The organism is Ruegeria aquimaris (assembly GCF_025751555.1).
Classification (GTDB): Bacteria; Pseudomonadota; Alphaproteobacteria; order Rhodobacterales; family Rhodobacteraceae; genus Ruegeria_B; species Ruegeria_B aquimaris.
On record NZ_JAOWLB010000002.1, the window covers coordinates 451,369 to 469,566 of the forward strand.

The 18,198-nt window shown below is 63.4% G+C and carries 18 protein-coding genes; 12 read left to right on the plus strand and 6 right to left on the minus strand.

The annotated features are described in order from the left end of the window. Positions 1 to 4: 4 nt before the first annotated feature. Entirely contained in the window at positions 5 to 1,090 is a 1,086-nt protein-coding gene (locus tag OE747_RS04995; protein WP_263827501.1) for a polyamine ABC transporter substrate-binding protein, read from the minus strand. A 146-nt stretch (positions 1,091 to 1,236) separates the two neighbouring features. On the opposite strand from OE747_RS04995, the gene OE747_RS05000 reads away from it, so the two are divergent. The 6 genes from OE747_RS05000 to OE747_RS05025 all read left to right on the plus strand — a co-directional run bounded on the left by OE747_RS05000 (position 1,237) and on the right by OE747_RS05025 (position 8,159). After that, positions 1,237 to 1,920 (plus strand): GntR family transcriptional regulator, encoded by a 684-nt coding sequence (locus OE747_RS05000; protein ID WP_263827543.1) that lies wholly within the window; start codon positions 1,237 to 1,239, stop codon positions 1,918 to 1,920. A 73-nt stretch (positions 1,921 to 1,993) separates the two neighbouring features. Beyond that, the gene (locus OE747_RS05005; protein WP_263827502.1) at positions 1,994 to 3,388 is read left to right on the plus strand and encodes an aspartate aminotransferase family protein; all 1,395 of its coding nucleotides are present in this window, start codon (positions 1,994 to 1,996) and stop codon (positions 3,386 to 3,388) included. A gap of 203 nt (positions 3,389 to 3,591) precedes the next feature. Next, a complete protein-coding gene (locus OE747_RS05010) occupies positions 3,592 to 4,692 on the plus strand; it encodes an ABC transporter ATP-binding protein (protein WP_263827503.1) in 1,101 nt (366 codons plus the stop codon). A gap of 113 nt (positions 4,693 to 4,805) precedes the next feature. Beyond that, the gene (locus tag OE747_RS05015) at positions 4,806 to 5,879 is read left to right on the plus strand and encodes an ABC transporter substrate-binding protein (protein ID WP_263827504.1); all 1,074 of its coding nucleotides are present in this window, start codon (positions 4,806 to 4,808) and stop codon (positions 5,877 to 5,879) included. Positions 5,880 to 5,948: 69 nt separating this feature from the next. Continuing rightward, entirely contained in the window at positions 5,949 to 7,232 is a 1,284-nt protein-coding gene (locus tag OE747_RS05020; protein WP_263827505.1) for an ABC transporter permease, read from the plus strand. A 6-nt stretch (positions 7,233 to 7,238) separates the two neighbouring features. Next, the gene (locus OE747_RS05025; protein ID WP_263827506.1) at positions 7,239 to 8,159 is read left to right on the plus strand and encodes an ABC transporter permease; all 921 of its coding nucleotides are present in this window, start codon (positions 7,239 to 7,241) and stop codon (positions 8,157 to 8,159) included. 50 nt (positions 8,160 to 8,209) lie between these two features. Here OE747_RS05025 and OE747_RS05030 read toward each other — a convergent pair whose 3' ends face one another. Further along, positions 8,210 to 8,563 carry a hypothetical protein gene (locus OE747_RS05030; RefSeq protein WP_263827507.1) on the minus strand — a complete coding sequence of 118 codons (354 nt, stop codon included), beginning with the start codon at positions 8,561 to 8,563 and terminating at the stop codon, positions 8,210 to 8,212. Positions 8,564 to 8,598: 35 nt separating this feature from the next. Next, entirely contained in the window at positions 8,599 to 9,321 is a 723-nt protein-coding gene (locus OE747_RS05035; protein WP_263827508.1) for a DUF599 domain-containing protein, read from the minus strand. 80 nt (positions 9,322 to 9,401) lie between these two features. Between OE747_RS05035 and OE747_RS05040 the strand changes: the two genes are divergently transcribed. The 3 genes from OE747_RS05040 to glcF all read left to right on the plus strand — a co-directional run bounded on the left by OE747_RS05040 (position 9,402) and on the right by glcF (position 13,332). Beyond that, complete coding sequence (locus OE747_RS05040; protein WP_263827509.1) at positions 9,402 to 10,850, plus strand: FAD-linked oxidase C-terminal domain-containing protein; 1,449 nt, start codon at positions 9,402 to 9,404, stop codon at positions 10,848 to 10,850. A gap of 70 nt (positions 10,851 to 10,920) precedes the next feature. Further along, positions 10,921 to 12,006 carry an FAD-binding protein gene (locus tag OE747_RS05045; RefSeq protein WP_263827544.1) on the plus strand — a complete coding sequence of 362 codons (1,086 nt, stop codon included), beginning with the start codon at positions 10,921 to 10,923 and terminating at the stop codon, positions 12,004 to 12,006. Between the two features lie 3 nt (positions 12,007 to 12,009). Then, complete coding sequence (glcF, locus tag OE747_RS05050; protein WP_263827510.1) at positions 12,010 to 13,332, plus strand: glycolate oxidase subunit GlcF; 1,323 nt, start codon at positions 12,010 to 12,012, stop codon at positions 13,330 to 13,332. On the opposite strand, the gene OE747_RS05055 is transcribed toward glcF, so the two are convergent. After that, complete coding sequence (locus tag OE747_RS05055; protein ID WP_263827511.1) at positions 13,329 to 14,498, minus strand: YbfB/YjiJ family MFS transporter; 1,170 nt, start codon at positions 14,496 to 14,498, stop codon at positions 13,329 to 13,331. The genes glcF and OE747_RS05055 overlap by 4 nt on opposite strands. Positions 14,499 to 14,706: 208 nt before the next feature. On the opposite strand from OE747_RS05055, the gene OE747_RS05060 reads away from it, so the two are divergent. The 3 genes from OE747_RS05060 to OE747_RS05070 all read left to right on the plus strand — a co-directional run bounded on the left by OE747_RS05060 (position 14,707) and on the right by OE747_RS05070 (position 16,924). Beyond that, a complete protein-coding gene (locus tag OE747_RS05060) occupies positions 14,707 to 15,510 on the plus strand; it encodes a trypsin-like serine peptidase (RefSeq protein ID WP_263827512.1) in 804 nt (267 codons plus the stop codon). Further along, positions 15,507 to 16,328, plus strand: coding sequence for a trypsin-like serine peptidase (locus OE747_RS05065; RefSeq protein WP_263827513.1), 822 nt, complete (start codon positions 15,507 to 15,509; stop codon positions 16,326 to 16,328). The genes OE747_RS05060 and OE747_RS05065 overlap by 4 nt, the downstream gene beginning before the upstream one ends. A 125-nt stretch (positions 16,329 to 16,453) precedes the next feature. Beyond that, positions 16,454 to 16,924, plus strand: a complete 471-nt coding sequence (locus tag OE747_RS05070; protein WP_164130315.1) for an Hsp20 family protein — start codon at positions 16,454 to 16,456, stop codon at positions 16,922 to 16,924. A 138-nt stretch (positions 16,925 to 17,062) separates the two neighbouring features. Here the strand turns inward: OE747_RS05070 and OE747_RS05075 are convergent, their stop codons facing one another. Together OE747_RS05075 and OE747_RS05080 are read right to left on the minus strand one after the other, a co-directional pair. Then, positions 17,063 to 17,455 carry a DUF1801 domain-containing protein gene (locus OE747_RS05075; RefSeq protein WP_263827514.1) on the minus strand — a complete coding sequence of 131 codons (393 nt, stop codon included), beginning with the start codon at positions 17,453 to 17,455 and terminating at the stop codon, positions 17,063 to 17,065. After that, entirely contained in the window at positions 17,452 to 18,150 is a 699-nt protein-coding gene (locus OE747_RS05080; protein ID WP_263827515.1) for a glutathione S-transferase family protein, read from the minus strand. The genes OE747_RS05075 and OE747_RS05080 overlap by 4 nt, the downstream gene beginning before the upstream one ends. Positions 18,151 to 18,198 lie beyond the last annotated feature (48 nt).

The window sequence follows — 18,198 nt, forward strand, 5'->3', positions numbered from 1 at the left end:
GTGATCAGGTGCCCGACTTGATCTTGGTCCACAGACGGGTCACGGTCCGCTGGACCTTCGCCGGATAGGGCGAGGTGGTATAGAGGTTCTGCATGGTTTCCTCGTCCGGATAGATGGCGGTATCGCCGATCACATCCTCGACCAGGAACTCTTGCGAGGCCTTGTTGCCGTTGGCGTAGTAGACATAGTTCGAAGCCGCCGCCATGTTCTGCGCGTCCATGATGAAGTTCAGGAACTTGTGCGCGGCGTCGGGGTTCGGCGCATCGACAGGGATCGCCATCTGGTCGAACCACATCAGCGAACCTTGCTTGAAGGCGTGGTATTCGATCTCGACACCATTGTCCGCTTCGGCGGCGCGGTCACGGGCCTGAAGAATGTCGCCCGACCAGCCGACCGCGACGCAGATATCGCCGTTGGCCAGCGCGTTGATATATTCCGAACTGTGGAACTTCTGGATATAGGGCCGTACACCCATAAGAACCGGTTCCACCTTTTCGATCACATCCGGGTCGTGGCTGTCAGGGTTCTCACCCAGATACTTCAGGGCCGCCGGGATGAGTTCGGTGGGCGCGTCCAGGAAATGCACGCCACAGGCGGCCAGCTTTTCCATGTTCTCGGGCTTGAACACCAGATCCATGCTGTTCATCGGCGCGTCTTCGCCCAGCACTTCCTTGACCTTGCCGACGTTCACACCCAGACCGGTTGTGCCCCACATGTAGTTGATCGAATATTCGTTGCCGGGATCGTATTGCGCGGTGCGCGACTCGATCTGATCCCACATGTTCGCGTGGTTGGGCAGCTTCGACATGTCGAGCTTCTGGAACGCGCCCGCCTGGATCTGACGTTGCAGGAAAGTTCCTGTCGGCACCACCACGTCATAGCCCGATCCGCCGGCCAGCATCTTGGTCTCCAGAACCTCGTTGCTGTCGAACACGTCATAGATCAGCTTGATGCCGGTTTCTTCTTCGAACTTGGCCAGCAACTCTTCGTCGATATAGTCCGACCAGTTGTAGACGCGTACCTCTTCGGCGAAAGCCGCCGATGTGGCCAGCGCCATCACCGCCGTGAGTGTCAGCGATTTAAAAGTCATTGAATGTCTCCCTGCGAGCTGGTGGGTATTTTCCCGCCTGCCTAGATTTGATCAAGTTTTGCCTTCTACGGCAACAGTGTTTATGTTTTCATCAAGTAGAACACCTGACAAGCCGTGATGTCGAAATAGGGGCAAGTCCTTTGAATATGATCAAAAAACAGGCGACAAATCCCGCCCAGGCGGACACGAAACAACCTGTTCACGAGCAGGTGTATCAGACCCTGAGATCCATGATTCTGTTCGGAGAGCTGGCTCCGGGGCAGGCTGTAACCATCCAGGGACTGACTGATTCGCTCGGCGCTGGCATGACGCCTGTACGCGAGGCGATCCGCCGCCTGATGTCCGAAGGCGCGCTGATGTTCCAGGGCAATCGGCGCATCAGCGTGCCGGTTCTGACGCAAGAAGATCTGCGTCAGGTCATTTTCGTAAGGAAATCAATCGAGGCCGAACTGGCACGCCGCGCGGCGCATAATATGACCCCGGCAGCGGCCGAAGCTTTGGAACAGTTGGATTTAGCCTTGGACCAGGCCATCGAAACCGGAGATGTCGGCGGTTATCTGAGGTCCAACTATGATTTCCATGCTTTGCTCTACACGATTGCCGACGCGCCGATTCTGACCGAAATGGCGGATCGGCTCTGGCTTCGCTTTGGCCCGTCCCTGCGGGTGGTGTGTGGCCGGTTCGGAACCCAGAACCTGCCCGACCGGCACAAGGAGATGCTTGATGCCCTGCGCGCCAAGGATGCCGAAGGCGTCGCGCGCGCGATGGAGCAAGACGTCGAACAAGGCATGGAGCAGATGCTCGGCGTGCTCTCCGAAACCGAGGCGTGACACGATTCGATTTGACACCGAAAAATTTGATCATATTCTGTCGCCAAACCCGTTTTTGCAGGAGACTCACCCGATGGTGACCATTACCAATCATATGCCCACGGCCGAGTTGCAGGCGCTGGATGCAGCCCATCATGTCCACCCGTTTTCGGCCAATAATGCACTGGGCCAGGAAGGCGCCCGGGTCATCACCCGCGCCAAGGGTGTGTGGCTGACCGACAGCGAAGGCGAAGAAATCCTCGACGGCATGGCAGGCCTGTGGTGCGTCAACATCGGCTATGGCCGCGAGGAACTCGCAGAGGTCGCCGCCCGCCAGATACGCGAGCTGCCCTATTACAACACCTTCTTCAAGACGACCCATGTTCCGGCCATCGCCCTGGCGCAGAAACTGGCGGAACTGGCTCCGGGCGACCTGAACCACGTGTTCTTCTCGTCGGGCGGGTCCGATGCCAACGACACCAACATCCGTCTCGTCCGCACCTACTGGCAGAACAAGGGGCAGCCGGACAAGAACATCATCATCAGCCGCAAGAACGCCTATCACGGTTCCTCGGTCGCTTCGTCCGCGCTGGGCGGCATGGCCGGGATGCATGCGCAAAGCGGCATGATTCCGAATATCCATCACATCAACCAACCCAACTGGTGGGCCGAAGGCGGCGACATGGCCCCGGCCGAGTTTGGCCTTGCCCGTGCCCGCGAGTTGGAAGAGGCGATCCTGGAGCTTGGCCAGGACCGCGTCGCGGCGTTCATCGCCGAACCCGTACAGGGCGCCGGTGGCGTCATCGTGGCGCCCGATACCTATTGGCCCGAGATCCAGCGCATCTGCGACAAATATGGCATCTTGCTGATCGCGGACGAGGTGATCTGTGGATTCGGCCGCACCGGCAACTGGTTCGGCTCGCAAACCCTGGGCATCCGCCCACATATCATGACCGTCGCCAAGGGCATGAGTTCGGGCTATGTGCCGATCGGCGCCTCGATCATCTGCGACGAGGTGGCCGAGGTCATCGGCATGGACGAGTTCAATCACGGCTACACCTATTCCGGTCACCCGGTGGCCGCGGCCGTGGCGCTCGAAAACCTGCGCATTCTCGAAGAAGAGAAGATCATCGACCATGTCCGCGAGGTGGCCGCCCCCTATCTCAAACAGAAATGGGAGGGTCTGCTGGATCATCCGCTGGTGGGCGAGGCCAAGATCGTGGGCATGATGGGTTCGATCGCCCTGACCCCACACAAGGCGAGCCGCGCGAAATTCGCGTCGGAAGCGGGCACTGTCGGTTACATTTGCCGCGAGCGCTGTTTCAAGAACAACGTCATCATGCGCCACGTCGGCGACCGGATGATCATTTCACCGCCGCTGGTCATCACCCCGGCCGAGATTGACGAGATGTTCGTGCGAATCCGCAAGTCTCTGGACGAGGCCTATGCCGAGATCCAGAAGCGGGACCTTTTGAAGAGCGCCGCCTGATCCGCTGAACATCTAAAAAGGAATCGCCAGGCCGCCGTTTTTCGGCGGCCTGTTTTTTTGCCCCTAAGCTGGTCAAATGTCCCTGAAAGCGTCGCAACTGTATTGAAACTGTCGCAATTCGGTTGCAACGGCCCGCCATGCGCGCTTAACTTCGGGTCAATAGCGACGCAGATCGCACGTATGTTCATTACGGGGAGGTGGCATTGACCACACGCGCCAGCAATGACGCGTTCGTTGAATTCGAACGCGTTCAGAAGAGTTATGATGGCGAGACACTAGTCGTCAAAGATCTGAATCTCACGATGCCCAAGGGCGAGTTTCTGACGATGCTCGGGCCCTCGGGATCAGGCAAGACAACCTGCCTGATGATGCTGGCCGGGTTCGAAACCGCCACCCATGGTGAGATCAAGCTGGACGGCAACCCGATCAACAACATTCCGCCGCACAAACGCGGCATCGGCATGGTGTTCCAGAACTACGCCCTGTTCCCCCATATGACGATCGCCGAGAACCTCGCCTTTCCGCTTGAGGTGCGCAAGATCGGCAAATCCGAACGTGAGCAAAAGATCCAGCGCGCGCTCGACATGGTGGAAATGGGTCGTTTCGGCGGGCGCAGGCCCGCGCAACTGTCCGGTGGCCAGCAACAGCGGGTCGCCCTGGCGCGCGCGCTGGTGTTCGAACCCGAACTGGTGCTGATGGACGAACCCCTGGGCGCGCTCGACAAGCAGTTGCGCGAAAAGATGCAGTTCGAAATCACCCGTCTGGCGCATGACCTGGGTATCACAGTGGTTTACGTGACCCACGACCAGACCGAGGCGCTGACCATGTCGGACCGGGTGGCCGTGTTCAACGACGGCGTGATCCAGCAGCTGGCGCCGCCCGACCAGCTCTACGAACAGCCCGCCAACAGCTTTGTCGCCCAGTTCATCGGCGAGAACAACACGCTCGAAGGCGAGGTCAAGGAAGTCCGCGACGGTATCGCGGTCGTCCGGCTGGACGATGGCGAGCTGATCGACTGCAAACCCGTTAACGTCAGCAGGCCCGGCGAACGCACCCGCGTGTCGATCCGCCCGGAACGGGTCGAATTCAACAAATCGAGGCTGAAGCCTGGCGCGCACACGCTCAAGGCCGAGGTGATGGAGTTCATCTATATGGGTGACATCTTCCGCACCCGTCTGAAGGTGGCGGGCAATGATGAATTCATCATCAAGACCCGGAACGCGCCCGATCAGGTCCGTCTGGAACCCGGGGCCCAGATCGAAATCGGCTGGCTGCCCGAAGATTGCCGCGCGCTGGACGCCTGACCCGGCGCCGCAAACATGCGTCCCGTTGCACGGGCGCTGATTTCGGAAACGGTCGATGCGTGCTTCGACCGATCCAAAAAACCGAACCTAAATGGTCAACATGGGAGAACTACATGAAACTCAAGACCGCATTGCTGGCAACAGCTCTGACGTCGGCGGCCTTTGCCGTCTCGGCGCAGGAAGTCACCGTCATGTCCTGGGGCGGCGCCTATGCCAAGAGCCAGGTTGAGGCCTATCACAAGCCCTTCACCGCCGCCACCGGCATCAAGGTGAACTCGGTCGATGCCGACAACCCGGCAACCCCGATCAAGGCACAGGTCGAAGCCGGCAACGTGTCGGTCGACGTGGCCGACGTCGAATTCTCGGACGCCGTGCGCCTGTGCGACGAGGGCCTGCTGGAAGAGATCGACCCGTCGATCCTGTCCGCGGCGCCCGATGGCACCGCCGCGACCGAAGACTTCATCGACGGTGCGATCCAGGATTGCGCAGTCGCCAACATCGTTTGGTCGACCGCGGTTGCCTATAACACAGCCAACGTTTCGATGGCACCGGCCTCGATCGCCGATTTCTTCGACACCGGCAAGATCCCGGGCAAGCGCGGCCTGCGCAAGTCGGCCAAGGCCACCCTGGAAATGGCTCTGATGGGCGATGGCGTTCCGGCGAACGAAGTCTATGAAGTGCTCGACACCGACGAAGGCGTCGACCGCGCATTCGCGGTGCTGGACCGGATCAAGGACGACATCGTCTGGTGGGAAGCCGGTGCACAGCCACCGCAGCTGCTGGCAGACGGCGAAGTCGTGATGTCGACCGCCTATAACGGTCGTATCTTCAACGCCGCCGTGGCCGAAGGCCAGCCCTTCGAAATCATGTGGGATGGCCAGATCCTCGACTTCGACCTGTTCGTGGTCCCAAAAGGCGCACCGAACAAGGACGCCGCGATGCAGTTCATCGCCTTCTCGACCAGCACCCAGGCGCTGGCGGATCAGGCCAAGTGGATCAGCTATGGCCCGGCACGCAAGTCCTCGGGCGCTCTGGTCGGCCTCTATCAGGATGGCAAGACCGAGATGGCGCCGCACATGCCGACCTCGGAAGCGGCCCTGAAGAACGCGCTGGTCAACAACTTCGAGTTCTGGGTCGACAAGGACGCCGAACTGAACGAGCGCTTCAACGCCTGGCTGGCGAACTGATCTGAAAACCGGGCCGTTCCCCAACCGGGGGACGGCCCCACCTTTCCCGAATTTCCAGGACGACGCCAGATGACCGACATCGCCCAGCCGCTTACCACCGCTGACGGCAAACCGCTCAAAGGGGCGCTGATGCGAGCTCAGGCCCGCGCCCGACGCCGGGCTTTCCTGCTCGTTTTACCTCTACTGGCCTTTATCCTGATCACCTTCGTCTTTCCGATTGGCCAGATGCTGTACAAATCGGTCTACAACGAAGGATTCACCTGGCAGGAAGACGTGACAACCGGCGACCGCACGCCGATCATGACCAACCTTGCCGCATGGTTCGATGCCAATCCGCCCGGCACCGAGCCGAACGAAGAAGCCTATGCCGCGCTGGCCGCCGATCTGGTTGTGCTGCGCGATCTGAAGGCACCCGGTCAGGCCGGGACCCGGATCAACTATGAACTGTCGGGCTCGCGCTCGATGTTCACCAAGGCCGCCCGCAGCGCCAACAAGCTGGAGCCTCCATACAAGGAGGCGATCCTGGATCTGGACAAGGACTGGGGCAACCCGGATCTGTGGCAGGCAATGCGCGGCGCCTCGTCATCGTATACGATGAACTTCTACCTGGCCGCGATCGACCGCGAACGCGATGCCGACGGCTCTGTCGTAATGGTGCCGGAAAACCGGCAGGTCTATGTCAAGCTGTTCACCCGCACGCTGACCCTTTCGCTGCTGATCACCTTCCTCACCTTCGTGCTGGCCTATCCGATCGCGCATCTGCTGGCGACGCTGCCGCTGCGCCATTCGAACCTGCTGATGATCCTCGTCCTGCTACCGTTCTGGACGTCGCTTCTGGTGCGGACCACCAGCTGGATGGTCCTGCTGCAAAGCCAGGGCGTGGTGAACGACGCGCTGGTCGGCATGGGCCTTCTGGGTGACGAGAACCGGTTGCAGATGATGTACAACCGCACCGGCACGGTGATTGCGATGACACATATCCTGTTGCCCTTCATGGTGCTGCCGCTCTACTCGGTGATGCGTCTGATCAACCCGTCCTATGTCCGCGCCGCGCGCTCGCTGGGCGCAACCAGTTGGACCGCGTTCCGCCGCATCTATTTCCCGCAGACCGTGCCCGGCATCGGTGCCGGCGCGCTCTTGGTGTTCATCCTGGCTGTCGGGTACTATATCACCCCCGCCCTTGTCGGCGGCGCCGACGGGCAGCTGATCTCGAACCTGATCGCCTTCCATATGCAGAAATCGCTGAACTGGTCGCTGGCCGCCGCTCTGGCCGCCCTGCTGCTTGGCGGTGTTCTGCTGCTCTATTGGCTCTACGACAAGCTCGTGGGCATCGACAACCTGAAGCTGGGGTAACCGCACATGGCTCTTCCCAAACACGCCTCGACGCTGGAACGGGTCTGGCACTACACCTACCTTGTGATCTGCGTGGTGATCTTCATCTTTCTGATCGCGCCGATCCTGGTGATCATCCCGCTCAGCTTCAACGCCGAGCCCTACTTCACCTTCAGCGACAAGATGCTGAAGTTCGATCCCGAGGGCTATTCGATGCGCTGGTACGACCTGCTGCTGACCTTTGGCATGCAGGCTCCCGAGGCGCCGCGCGACGGATCCTGGTGGGCCGACGCATGGTCGAACGCGCAATGGATCCAGGCGACCAAGAACTCGATCATCATCGGCTTCTTCTCGACCATCCTGGCCACCACGCTGGGCACCATCGCTGCCCTGGGTCTGTCGCGGCCCGAAATGCCGGGCCGCCGCGCGGTGATGGCAATCCTGATCTCGCCGATGATCGTGCCGATCATCATCACCGCGACCGGTCTGTTCTTCTTCTACTCGTCGATCCGGATCCAGGATTGGGGCATTCCATACCTGGGGATTATCCTGGCGCATGCCACGCTCGGCATTCCCTTCGTGATCATCACCGTGACCGCGACACTGGTGGGGTTCGACCACTCGCTGACCCGGGCCGCCGCCAACATGGGCGCCGATCCGGTCACCACCTTCCTTCGGGTACAAATGCCGCTGATACTGCCCGGCGTGATCTCGGGCGCGCTCTTTGCCTTTGTCACTTCGTTTGACGAGGTTGTGGTGGTGCTCTTTGTCGGCGGACTCGACGAACAGACGATCCCGCGCCAGATGTGGAACGGTATCCGCGAACAGATCAGCCCGGCCATCCTGTCGGTGGCAACGATCCTGGTGATCATTTCGATCGCCCTGCTGACAGTGGTGGAACTGCTGCGCCGCCGCTCGGAACGGCTGCGGGGCATGTCGCCCGGCTGATCGAAACCGCAAACCAAAGACCAAGGGGCCGGGACACCGGCCCTTTTCTTTTACGGCCAGGGAAGATCCACGATCCGCATCACGGGTGTCCAGCCATCGACATTACACCGGGCCTGCACCTGAACCTGCCGCGCCCCTTCGGCAAGCTGTACCCCGCTCAAGGACCGGGTAAAGGGCTGCTCTGTCTCATGGGGATGCAACAAGGTCCGCATCCCGATCTCGTTGCCCTGCATGTCCAGCACCCGCCAGCCGTCGGCATAGTGGTCCCAACCGGTATCCGGGTGGCGCAGGGTCACGTCGAATCGCCATCCGTCGGCCGCCCGAGTCGCGGACACGGCTTCGATGGATGGGGGATCGGCCAGAACGGGTGAGGCCACGAGAAGCAAGGAAAACAGGCTGCGCATTACCGCAGTCTATCGCAACACCGGTTCGGCGCGTTTCACGATGGCGTGTGCGACCCACTATCCGCCGGCAGCCGCAACATCACCTCGCGCGAATGCGATGCGAACTCGCGCCGATACAGGATGACCGTCGTCACCACCGCCGCCGCGACCAACGCCAGCGGCCCGGCAAACCAGGCGACGGAGGCCAGCGCGAAATAGGTGGCCCGCAGCCCCTTGTTGAAACTGCGGGCGGCGGTGATGTTGATATCGGCGGCCTGCGACGCCCGCGGGAAACAGCGCGGATCTTCGGGATCGTTCGGCACCGCCGCCATCAACACGGCGCAATACCCGAACAGCCGGTTTGCCCAGACGAATTTCAGGAATGCGTTCGACAGGAAAAGCAGCACGATCAGTATCTTGATCTCCCATACCAGCGCCGGCGCGGCACCCAATGCCAGATCGTCCGCGACCCCTGCCAGCCGATCCGTATTGCCGATCAACGCCAACCCGCCGCCCACTGCAATCACCGCCGTCGAGGCGAAGAAGGACGTCCCCTGCCGCATTATCGACACCAGTTGCGCATCGAACACTCTCGGCTGGCGCGTCACCATCTGGCGCATCCAGTCGCGCCGGAACTCGGCCATCAGGGCCGAAACAGACGGCTTTCCCGGCGCCGGATGCTCGATCCGCCAGCCGATCCAGATCCAGCAACAGATCAGCACTGCGACGGCGCTGTAGTCGAGTATCGAAAAAACAAGTATGCGGTCGGTCAGAGTCATTGCGCGACAGTACGTCTTACCGGTTCTTCTTGCCAGAACCGAAAATTGGTAATATTATTTTACCAGATGGAGGATTGTTCATGGACATGCCCACCCCGAACCCGAGTGTTCTGGCCAAGAAACCGCGCCTGGTGCAACGGCTGCGTCAGGTGCTGCCCGCCGACGCGGTGATCGACGACCTGTCCGAGACCCGTGCCTATGAATGCGACGCGCTCACGGCCTATCGCTGCCCGCCGCTGCTGGCGGTGCTGCCTGCCTCGACACAGGAAGTCTCGGACGTGCTGCGCATCTGCCATGAAGAGGGCGTGCCGGTGGTGCCGCGCGGCTCGGGCACGTCGCTGGCCGGGGGCGCCTTGCCCACCGCCGACAGCGTGATCCTGGGCGTGGCCCGGATGAACGAGGTGCTGGAGACGGACTATGACAACCGCATCATCCGGGTGCAGTCGGGCCGCACCAATCTGAGTGTCACCGGCGCGGTCGAGACCGAGGATTTCTTTTACGCCCCCGACCCCTCGTCGCAGCTGGCCTGCGCCATCGCGGGCAATATCGCAATGAACTCGGGCGGGGCGCATTGCCTGAAATACGGGGTGACCACCAACAACCTGCTGGGTGTCACCATGGTGCTGATGGACGGTACCGTGGTCGAGATCGGCGGCGCGCATCTGGATGCGGGCGGGCTGGACCTGCTCGGCGTGATCTGCGGCAGCGAGGGGCAATTGGGCGTAGTCACCGAAGCCACACTGCGCATCCTGCGCAAGCCCGAGGGCGCGCGACCGGTGCTGATGGCGTTCGACAGCAACGAGGTCGCAGGCGCCTGCGTCAGTGACATCATCAAGGCCGGCGTGCTGCCGGTGGCGATCGAGTTCATGGACCGGCTCTGCATCGAGGCTTGCGAAGCGTTTGCCAAGGCCGGTTACCCGCAATGCGAAGCACTGCTGATTGTCGAGGTCGAGGGGTCCGAGGCCGAAATCGACGACCAGTTGACCCGCATCATCGAGATCGCCCGGCGCCATAACCCGCTGGAACTGCGCGAAAGCCAATCGGCCGAGGAAAGCGCCCGCATCTGGCTGGGCCGCAAATCGGCCTTTGGCGCCATGGGGCAGATCAACGATTACATGTGCCTGGACGGAACCATCCCCGTCTCCGCCCTGCCGATGGTGCTGCGCCGGATTGGCGAACTCAGTCAGGAATACGGGCTGAAGGTGGGTAACGTGTTCCACGCGGGCGATGGCAACATGCACCCGCTGATCCTGTTCGATGCCAACAAGCCGGGTGACCTGGAGAAATGTGAGGCATTCGGCGCCGATATCCTGAAACTCTGCGTCGATGCGGGCGGCTGCCTGACCGGCGAACACGGGGTAGGGATCGAGAAACGCGACCTGATGCTGCACCAATACGCAGCAGAAGATCTTGAGGCGCAGATGGCGGTCAAGGACGTGTTCGACCCGCAGTGGCTGTTGAACCCCGCCAAGGTGTTTCCGCTGTCGGTCTCGGAAAGCCGACGCGCGGTACAGGTGGCCGCGGAGTAGCGGGGGCGCTGCCCCCCTTGGCCTGCGGCCAATTCCCCCCGGGATATTTTCAGCAAGAGGAAAGCCAATGCTGAGACCAGAAAGCGAGGCCGAACTGGCCCAGATCGTGACCGGGCTGACTGCGCCGGTCCGGATACGGGGCGGCGGGACGCGGGGCGTGCCGGGGCCGGAGGCCGAGTTGGATGTCTCGGGGCTGAGCGGCATCACGCTCTATGAGCCCGGCGCGCTGACGCTGGTCGCCAAGGCGGGAACGCCTGTGGCCGAGATCGAGACGGCGCTGGCGACTGAGGGGCAGCGGCTGGCGTTTGAACCGATGGATCATCGCGGGTTGATGGGGACCGAGGGCACGCCCACCATCGGCGGCGTCATTGCCGCCAATGTCTCCGGCCCCCGCCGGATACAGGCGGGAGCGGCCCGCGATTTCCTGCTGGGCGTGCGCTATGTAGACGGCATGGGTCAGGTGATCAGCAACGGCGGTCGGGTGATGAAGAATGTCACCGGCTATGATCTGGTCAAACTTATGGCCGGGTCATGGGGCACGTTGGGGGTGCTCAGCGAGGTCTCGCTGAAGGTGCTGCCGAAGGCCGAGACGCAAGCGACTCTGACACTTTCTGTGCCCGATGCGGGAACCGCGGTGCGCGCGCTGTCGGCCGGGCTGGGCTCTCCCTATGAGGTGACCGGCGCGGCCTATGATCCGGCCCTGGGGCAGGCGCTGGTTCGGATCGAGGGGTTCGAGGCCTCGGTCGCCTATCGGGCAGAGGCGCTGAACCGGTTGTTTGCGCCATTTGGAACAATGGCGCGGCTGGAGGACGATCCCTGGCCGGGCATTCGCGATGTGGCGCCATTTCACGGGCGCGTGGGCGATGTCTGGCGGATCTCGGTGAAACCGGGCGACGCGCCAGAGCTGGCCGCGCGCTGCAAGGCCGAGGCGCTGCTGTTCGACTGGGGCGGTGGACTGATCTGGGCATTGCTGCCCGCAGGCACCGACCTGCGCGCGCGGCTGGGCGAATTTGCGGGCCATGCGACACTGGTCCGAGGCGATCGAACCCAGCGCGCCATGTTCCAGCCGGAACCGGCCCCGCTCGCCGCCCTGTCGCGCGGGTTGCGGCAGCGGTTCGACCCGAAAGGGCTCTTCAACCCGGGACTGATGGGGTAAGTCATGCAGACGAATTTCACCGCCGAACAGCTGACCGATCCCGGCATCCAGCGCGCCAACGAGATCCTGCGTTCCTGCGTGCATTGCGGGTTCTGTACCGCCACCTGCCCGACCTATCAGGTGCTGGGCGACGAGCTCGACAGCCCGCGCGGGCGCATCTACCTGATCAAGGACATGCTGGAAAACAACCGGGTGCCGGATGCAAAGACGGTCAAGCATATCGACCGTTGCCTCAGCTGTCTTGCCTGCATGACCACCTGCCCCTCGGGCGTGCATTACATGCATCTGGTCGATCATGCGCGCGAGTATATCGAGCAGACTTACCGCCGCCCGTTCAGCGACCGGGCGCTGCGCTGGATTCTGGCGCGCATCCTGCCCTATCCCACGCGGTTCCGGCTGGCGCTCTTGGGGGCCAGGATCGGCCGTCCGTTCCGCGGGCTGATGCCCGATGCGCGGCTGCGCGCGATGCTCGACATGGCGCCGAAACATATCCCACCCGTCAGCCGCAACGACGATCCTCAGAGCTTTGCCCCGGCTGGCGCGCGCAAGAAACGCGTCGCCCTAATGACCGGCTGCGCGCAAAAGGCGCTGAATACCGATATCAATGACGCCACCATCCGCCTGCTGACCCGGCTGGGCTGCGAGGTCGTGGTGGCCGAGGGCGCGGGCTGCTGCGGCGCGCTGACCCATCACATGGGGCGCACGAGCGAGAGCCACGCGACGGCGGCCAGGAACATCCGTGCCTGGGTGCGCGAGATGGATGGCGCCGGGCTGGATGCCATCGTGATCAACACCAGCGGCTGCGGCACCACGGTCAAGGATTACGGCCACATGTTCCGCAACGAACCGCTGGCGGCCGAGGCCGCCCGCGTGTCGGCCATAGCGATGGACATAAGCGAGCTATTGATGCAGCTCGACATACCGGAAGGGGCCGACAAGGGGCTGACCGTGGCCTATCACGCCGCCTGCTCACTGCAACACGGGCAGAAGATCAAGACCTACCCCAAGGACCTGCTCAAACGCGCGGGCTTCAAGGTCGTCGAACCCGCCGACAGCCACCTGTGCTGCGGCTCGGCCGGAACCTATAACCTGATGCAGCCCGAGATCTCGGGCAAGCTCAAGGCGCGCAAGATCCGCACGCTCGAGGCCAAGAAACCCGACCTGATCGCGGCGGGCAACATCGGCTGTTTGATGCAGATTGGGTCGGGTACCGATCTGCCGATCATGCACACGGTCGAACTCTTGGATTGGGCCACGGGCGGGCCGCAGCCTCCGGCGATGACGGCACCGGGTAAACGCGCACCAGAGGTGCCGATCCTGCGTTAAAGCGGCCGCTGCCGCGATGCAATCGCCGCCCCAGCCAGCAACAGGCCGGCGGCGACCAGCAGGCTGATGCCGATATCGCCGACCAGATCGCCGACCAGCCCCGCCCCATAGGGGCCGAGCGTCTGGGCCACGGCAAATACCACCGTGAACAGGCTGATCGCCCGGCCCCAGCTTTCCGGCGGCAGGTTCTGACGCGCGAAATTGGTCACCGCGCCGGGCGCCATGAAGACCGACAGGCCAAAGACCACGGCCGAGACCAGCAGGGCCGGGCCATTGGGCAACACCACCGGCAGCGCCGATCCAACCGCGATGCCGGTCAGGATCATTGCCAGCGGCAGGCCCGAGGCATGGCGCGCCAGTACCGGCCGCCACACCAGCGGCGAGACCGAGATGCACAGCCCCAGGATCACCCAGACCAGCGCGATAAAGGGCGCGCTGGCCGCCTGTTCGGTCATCCAGGCGGACAGAAAGGTCAGGTAGACGATGTAACCCAGGCCGAACCCGGCATAACCCGCCAGTTCCGGCAACATCCGGCGCAGCGGCAACGGGGCATGCCCGGCCTGCGACTGAACGGGCGCGCGCTGTTGCACCGCCGCCCACAGGGCCAGCGGCAGGAAGGTCAGGCTGGCCCCGCCGATCAGATACCAAGCCAGCGGCCAGGCCGCCGGGCCATAGGCCTCCAGAAACAGCGGCAGCGCGGCCCCAGCCAGCACGATGCCCAAGCCCCCGCCCGACCCGAACAGGATCGCAATGGCGAGCGCGTTGCGCCTTGGGTCGTCGCGGAACAGGCCAGCGGTCAGCGTTCCGGCGGTGGAAAAGGACATCGCGCCAAAGAACCCGGCCAGAAAGCGCCACGATGTCTGCCACCAAAGCTCGGCATTCGCTCCGGTGGCCAGCAGCGCCAGCGTGGTGGCAATCAGCCCGGTGATGAACAGGCGCACCGGGCCGACGCGCCGGATCGCCACCATGGTCAGCACCGCACCCGCGATATAGCCCAGCGCATTGGCCGTATTCAGCCAGCCCGACTGGGCATAGTTCCACTGCATTTCCGATTTCATCGCCGGCAGCAGCAGGCCATAGGCAAAGCGGGCAAACCCGTTGGTCACCGTCACGCCCAGCGCCAGCCCCGCCAGCACCAGCCACGACCGGGATGCGGATAGTGTCATGGCCTGACCGCGCGAGAATATGGCACTTGGGAATCCCCGTTCTGACTGCGGCGTCACGCCATGCGCAAGCCTGACGCGACCCTGCCAAGCTTGATCACCCGACGCAAGCCACGGCAGGATCCGGGCCCTCGTCAAGATGCCCCGACTGCGCCCCATTTTCGCCCTACGCATCCCGTACCCCGAACAGCAGCCGTTGCAGGAGGGCCGCGTGTACAAATGGATCATCACACTTGCGCTGGCCGCGCTGCCGGTTGTTGCACAGGCACAGGCGACGCGGCTGCAAAGCCTGGACACCACCGACGCGGGCCGCGACTGGCTGGCGGTCGGGCGGCTTGATGTCGATGGCACCGGGTTCTGTACCGGTGCGCTGATCGCGCCCGATCTGGTTCTGACCGCCGCGCATTGCTTGTACGACAAACGCACGAAACAACGGATCGACCCGACCCGGATCGAGTTTCTGGCCGGTTGGCGGCGGGGCGCTGCATCGGCCTATCGCCCGGTGCGCCGGGCCGTCGAACACCCGGACTATCGCTTTGATGGCGATGTCTCGGCCGACCGCGTCCGCAACGATGTCGCCCTGCTGCAATTGCAGCAGCCGATCCGCAACACCACCGTGATCCCGTTCGAGACCGGCAACCAGCCCCGGACCGGCGAGTCGGTCGGCGTCGTGTCCTACGCCCACGATCGGGCCGAGGCACCATCGCTGCAACGGCTCTGCCCGGTGATGGCCCGTCAGCAAGGCGTGCTGGTGATGTCCTGCGATGTCGATTTCGGCTCATCCGGCGCGCCGGTCTTCAGCTTTGACGGCGACCATCCCCGCATCGTGTCCGTGGTCTCGGCCAAGGCCGAGGTCGAGGGCGCGCGCGTTGCGCTGGGGTCGTCCCTGGGGGATACGCTGGTGCTGCTCAAAGCGGGGCTGGAAAATCCACGCACCACCACGCCCGGCGCCCTGCCCCGCGTCAACCGCATCACGCCCGGCACAACCTCCGGGGCAAAGTTCGTCAAGCCATGAGGGGACTGCTCGCCCTTCTCCTTGGCCTTTGCCTCGCCCTGCCGGCGGCGGCGCAGAACTCGGGCCTGCGCCGCCTGACCGAGCGGGACGATCTCTTTGGATGGGAGGCGGTCGGTCGACTGGATATCGCCGGAACCGGGTTCTGTACCGGCACCCTGATCGCCCCTGACATGGTGCTGACCGCGGCGCATTGCGCCTTCGACGCCCGTACCCGGGCCCATTACCAGCCCGGCCAGATCACCTTTCGCGCCGGGTTCCGCGATGGCAAGTCGGTCGCCGAACGCAACGTGGTTCAGATCGCCACGCCCGACGGCTTCATCCCCAATGCCGCCCCGTCGGCCGACCGTATCCGCGCCGATGTGGCGCTGATGCGGCTGGCCGATCCGATCCCCACCGCGCTTGCCGATCCCTTTGCCCTACATTCCGGCGACCTCAGCGGCAGCGAAATCAGCGTCTCGTCCTACGGGCGCGGCCGGGCCGAGGCGATCTCGCGCCAACGTTCCTGCCAATTGCTGTGGCGACAAGCCGGGCTGATGTCCTTCGATTGCGACGTGACCTTTGGCTCGTCCGGCGCCGCCATCCTCGCGCGCGAGGGCAGCCGGGGCCGCATCCTGTCGCTGGTCTCTGCCGGAACCGTGGCCGAGGGCCGCCCGATAGGTTTTGGCATGGAACTGTCCGGCACGGTCGAAACCCTCAAACGCCAGATGCGCCGCGACGCCCCCGCCCCGCAGGCCGCGATCAAACGGCTCAAGGTCGGCGGCGGCCTGTCCGGCAGCTCTGGAACCGGCCCCAAATTCCTCCGCCCCGGCGGGTCTTGAAACCCGGACCAGTCTTTCCCATCTCGAGTGTACCGGATCGCCGCAGGGCGGGGTCCGGTGTGGAAAACCGCCCGTCCGCACAGGAGGGCACTGATCACAAATCGCTCGAAGAAGAGGATTGACCCATGCGTACTTTCGACTTTGCTCCGCTGCACCGCGCCACCATCGGTTTCGACCAGATCGCCGATCTGATGGACCGTGTGATGACCAGCGACGTGACCCAGCCGAGCTATCCGCCGTACAACATCGAAAAGACCGCGCCCGACGCCTATCGCATCTCGATCGCCGTGGCCGGGTTCGCCGACAGCGACTTGTCGGTCGAAGTCAAGGAAAACGCCCTGGTGGTAGCGGCCCGCAAAGCGGCCGACGACACCGCCCGGACCTATCTGCATCGCGGCATCGCTACCCGCGCATTCGAACGCCGGTTCACCCTGGCCGATCATGTGCGCGTCACCGGCGCCAGCCATGAAAACGGCATGCTGCACATCGACCTCAAGCGCGAAGTGCCCGAAGCGCTGAAGCCCCGCCGGATCGAGATTGCCTCGGTCAAGCCCGCCGACGAGTCCGATCTCGTCGAGGCCAAGGCGGTCAACTGACCTCGGATCCGTCCGCCCCTGCGGTTTACGGGCGAACGGATCTCTTGCGATAAACCGGCCTCCCTCGGTTGTCGCATCCTTGGTGCGCGCCGTGTTCCTCCAGGCATGGCGCGCGCCTTTCGTTCCGAGCAAACCCGTTCAGCGGCGAATATGATAGGTCAACGCCCGGCGGATCAGCCAACCATGCCTCATTGGGTCAATCTCCCCAACAGCACGAAACAGGATCGCGCGTGTACGCTCGATCCGGTCGAGATCTTCGAACTGGTCCAGATAGTCGGGGATCAAACGGCTCTGGCAATGCAGGTAAAGCGCAAAACCGCCCGAGGTGGGACATCCCAGCCGCAGGATCGAACCGCGCGGCGCCAGATAGGCAGGCTTCCCCCATTTCAACGTCTCTTGCAGCGGCTGCGCCTCCACCATCCCCCGGGCGGTGTCCAGAATCAGCGCGCAAAGCCGCAACAGCCCGACGCGCGGCACTTTCGGAAAGGCGGCAAAAGCCGCCGCAACCTTCGGATCGGCAATCTCGGTCATGACAGGGGCAGGGTCGTATCCATCCTGTCGATATAGTCGGACAAGATCGGGTCCCCGGCAACGCGCCGTTGCAAAGGGGTCGCCACCGGGGTGGCCCGCATCGCCGCCAGCATGGGCGCAGCCGACAGGTCGGCAGCCGTGGGCCGGTCGCCCATCAGAAACGATCCGTGCCACAGACAGGTGGTAATCGCCTCGAAATCCCGTTCTGCCCGCTCCATCCGCTCTGCCGCGCTGAATCGCGCCATGCCCTGCGCCCGCAGACCGCGCAGCACCGACCGCCGCACGCCGTTGGCCACCGGATTGCGGATCAGGCGCGGCACCTCACCAAAGAAACGGTCGCGCAGATGGTGCCAGACCGCGTCATCGCTCCAGCGATCCATCAGTAGCTGAAAGTACAAATGCTCTTCGGCCATCCGGATCATCGCCCGCGATTGCGCCCGTTGCAGATCGCTCAGACCGTGGTCGAATTCCGCCCCCTGCGCCTCCAGCCAGTGGCGGATAGCGTCGCTATCGGCCAACAGGCGCTCGGGTGTGCGTAAGACCGGCAGTTTGCCATGGGGCATCTTGCGGGCATCGAGCAGGTCGGACCGACGCCAGTCCAGCCCCGAAAGATGCAGCATATAGGCCGCCTTCACGCAGAACGGGCTGCCGGAGTAGAGGCCAAAGGCCGAAGGAAAGGTCAAAAGGGTCAGCATCGGGAACATCCTTGTTTGATGGCCCGAGGGATAGGATAGTCAGATGAC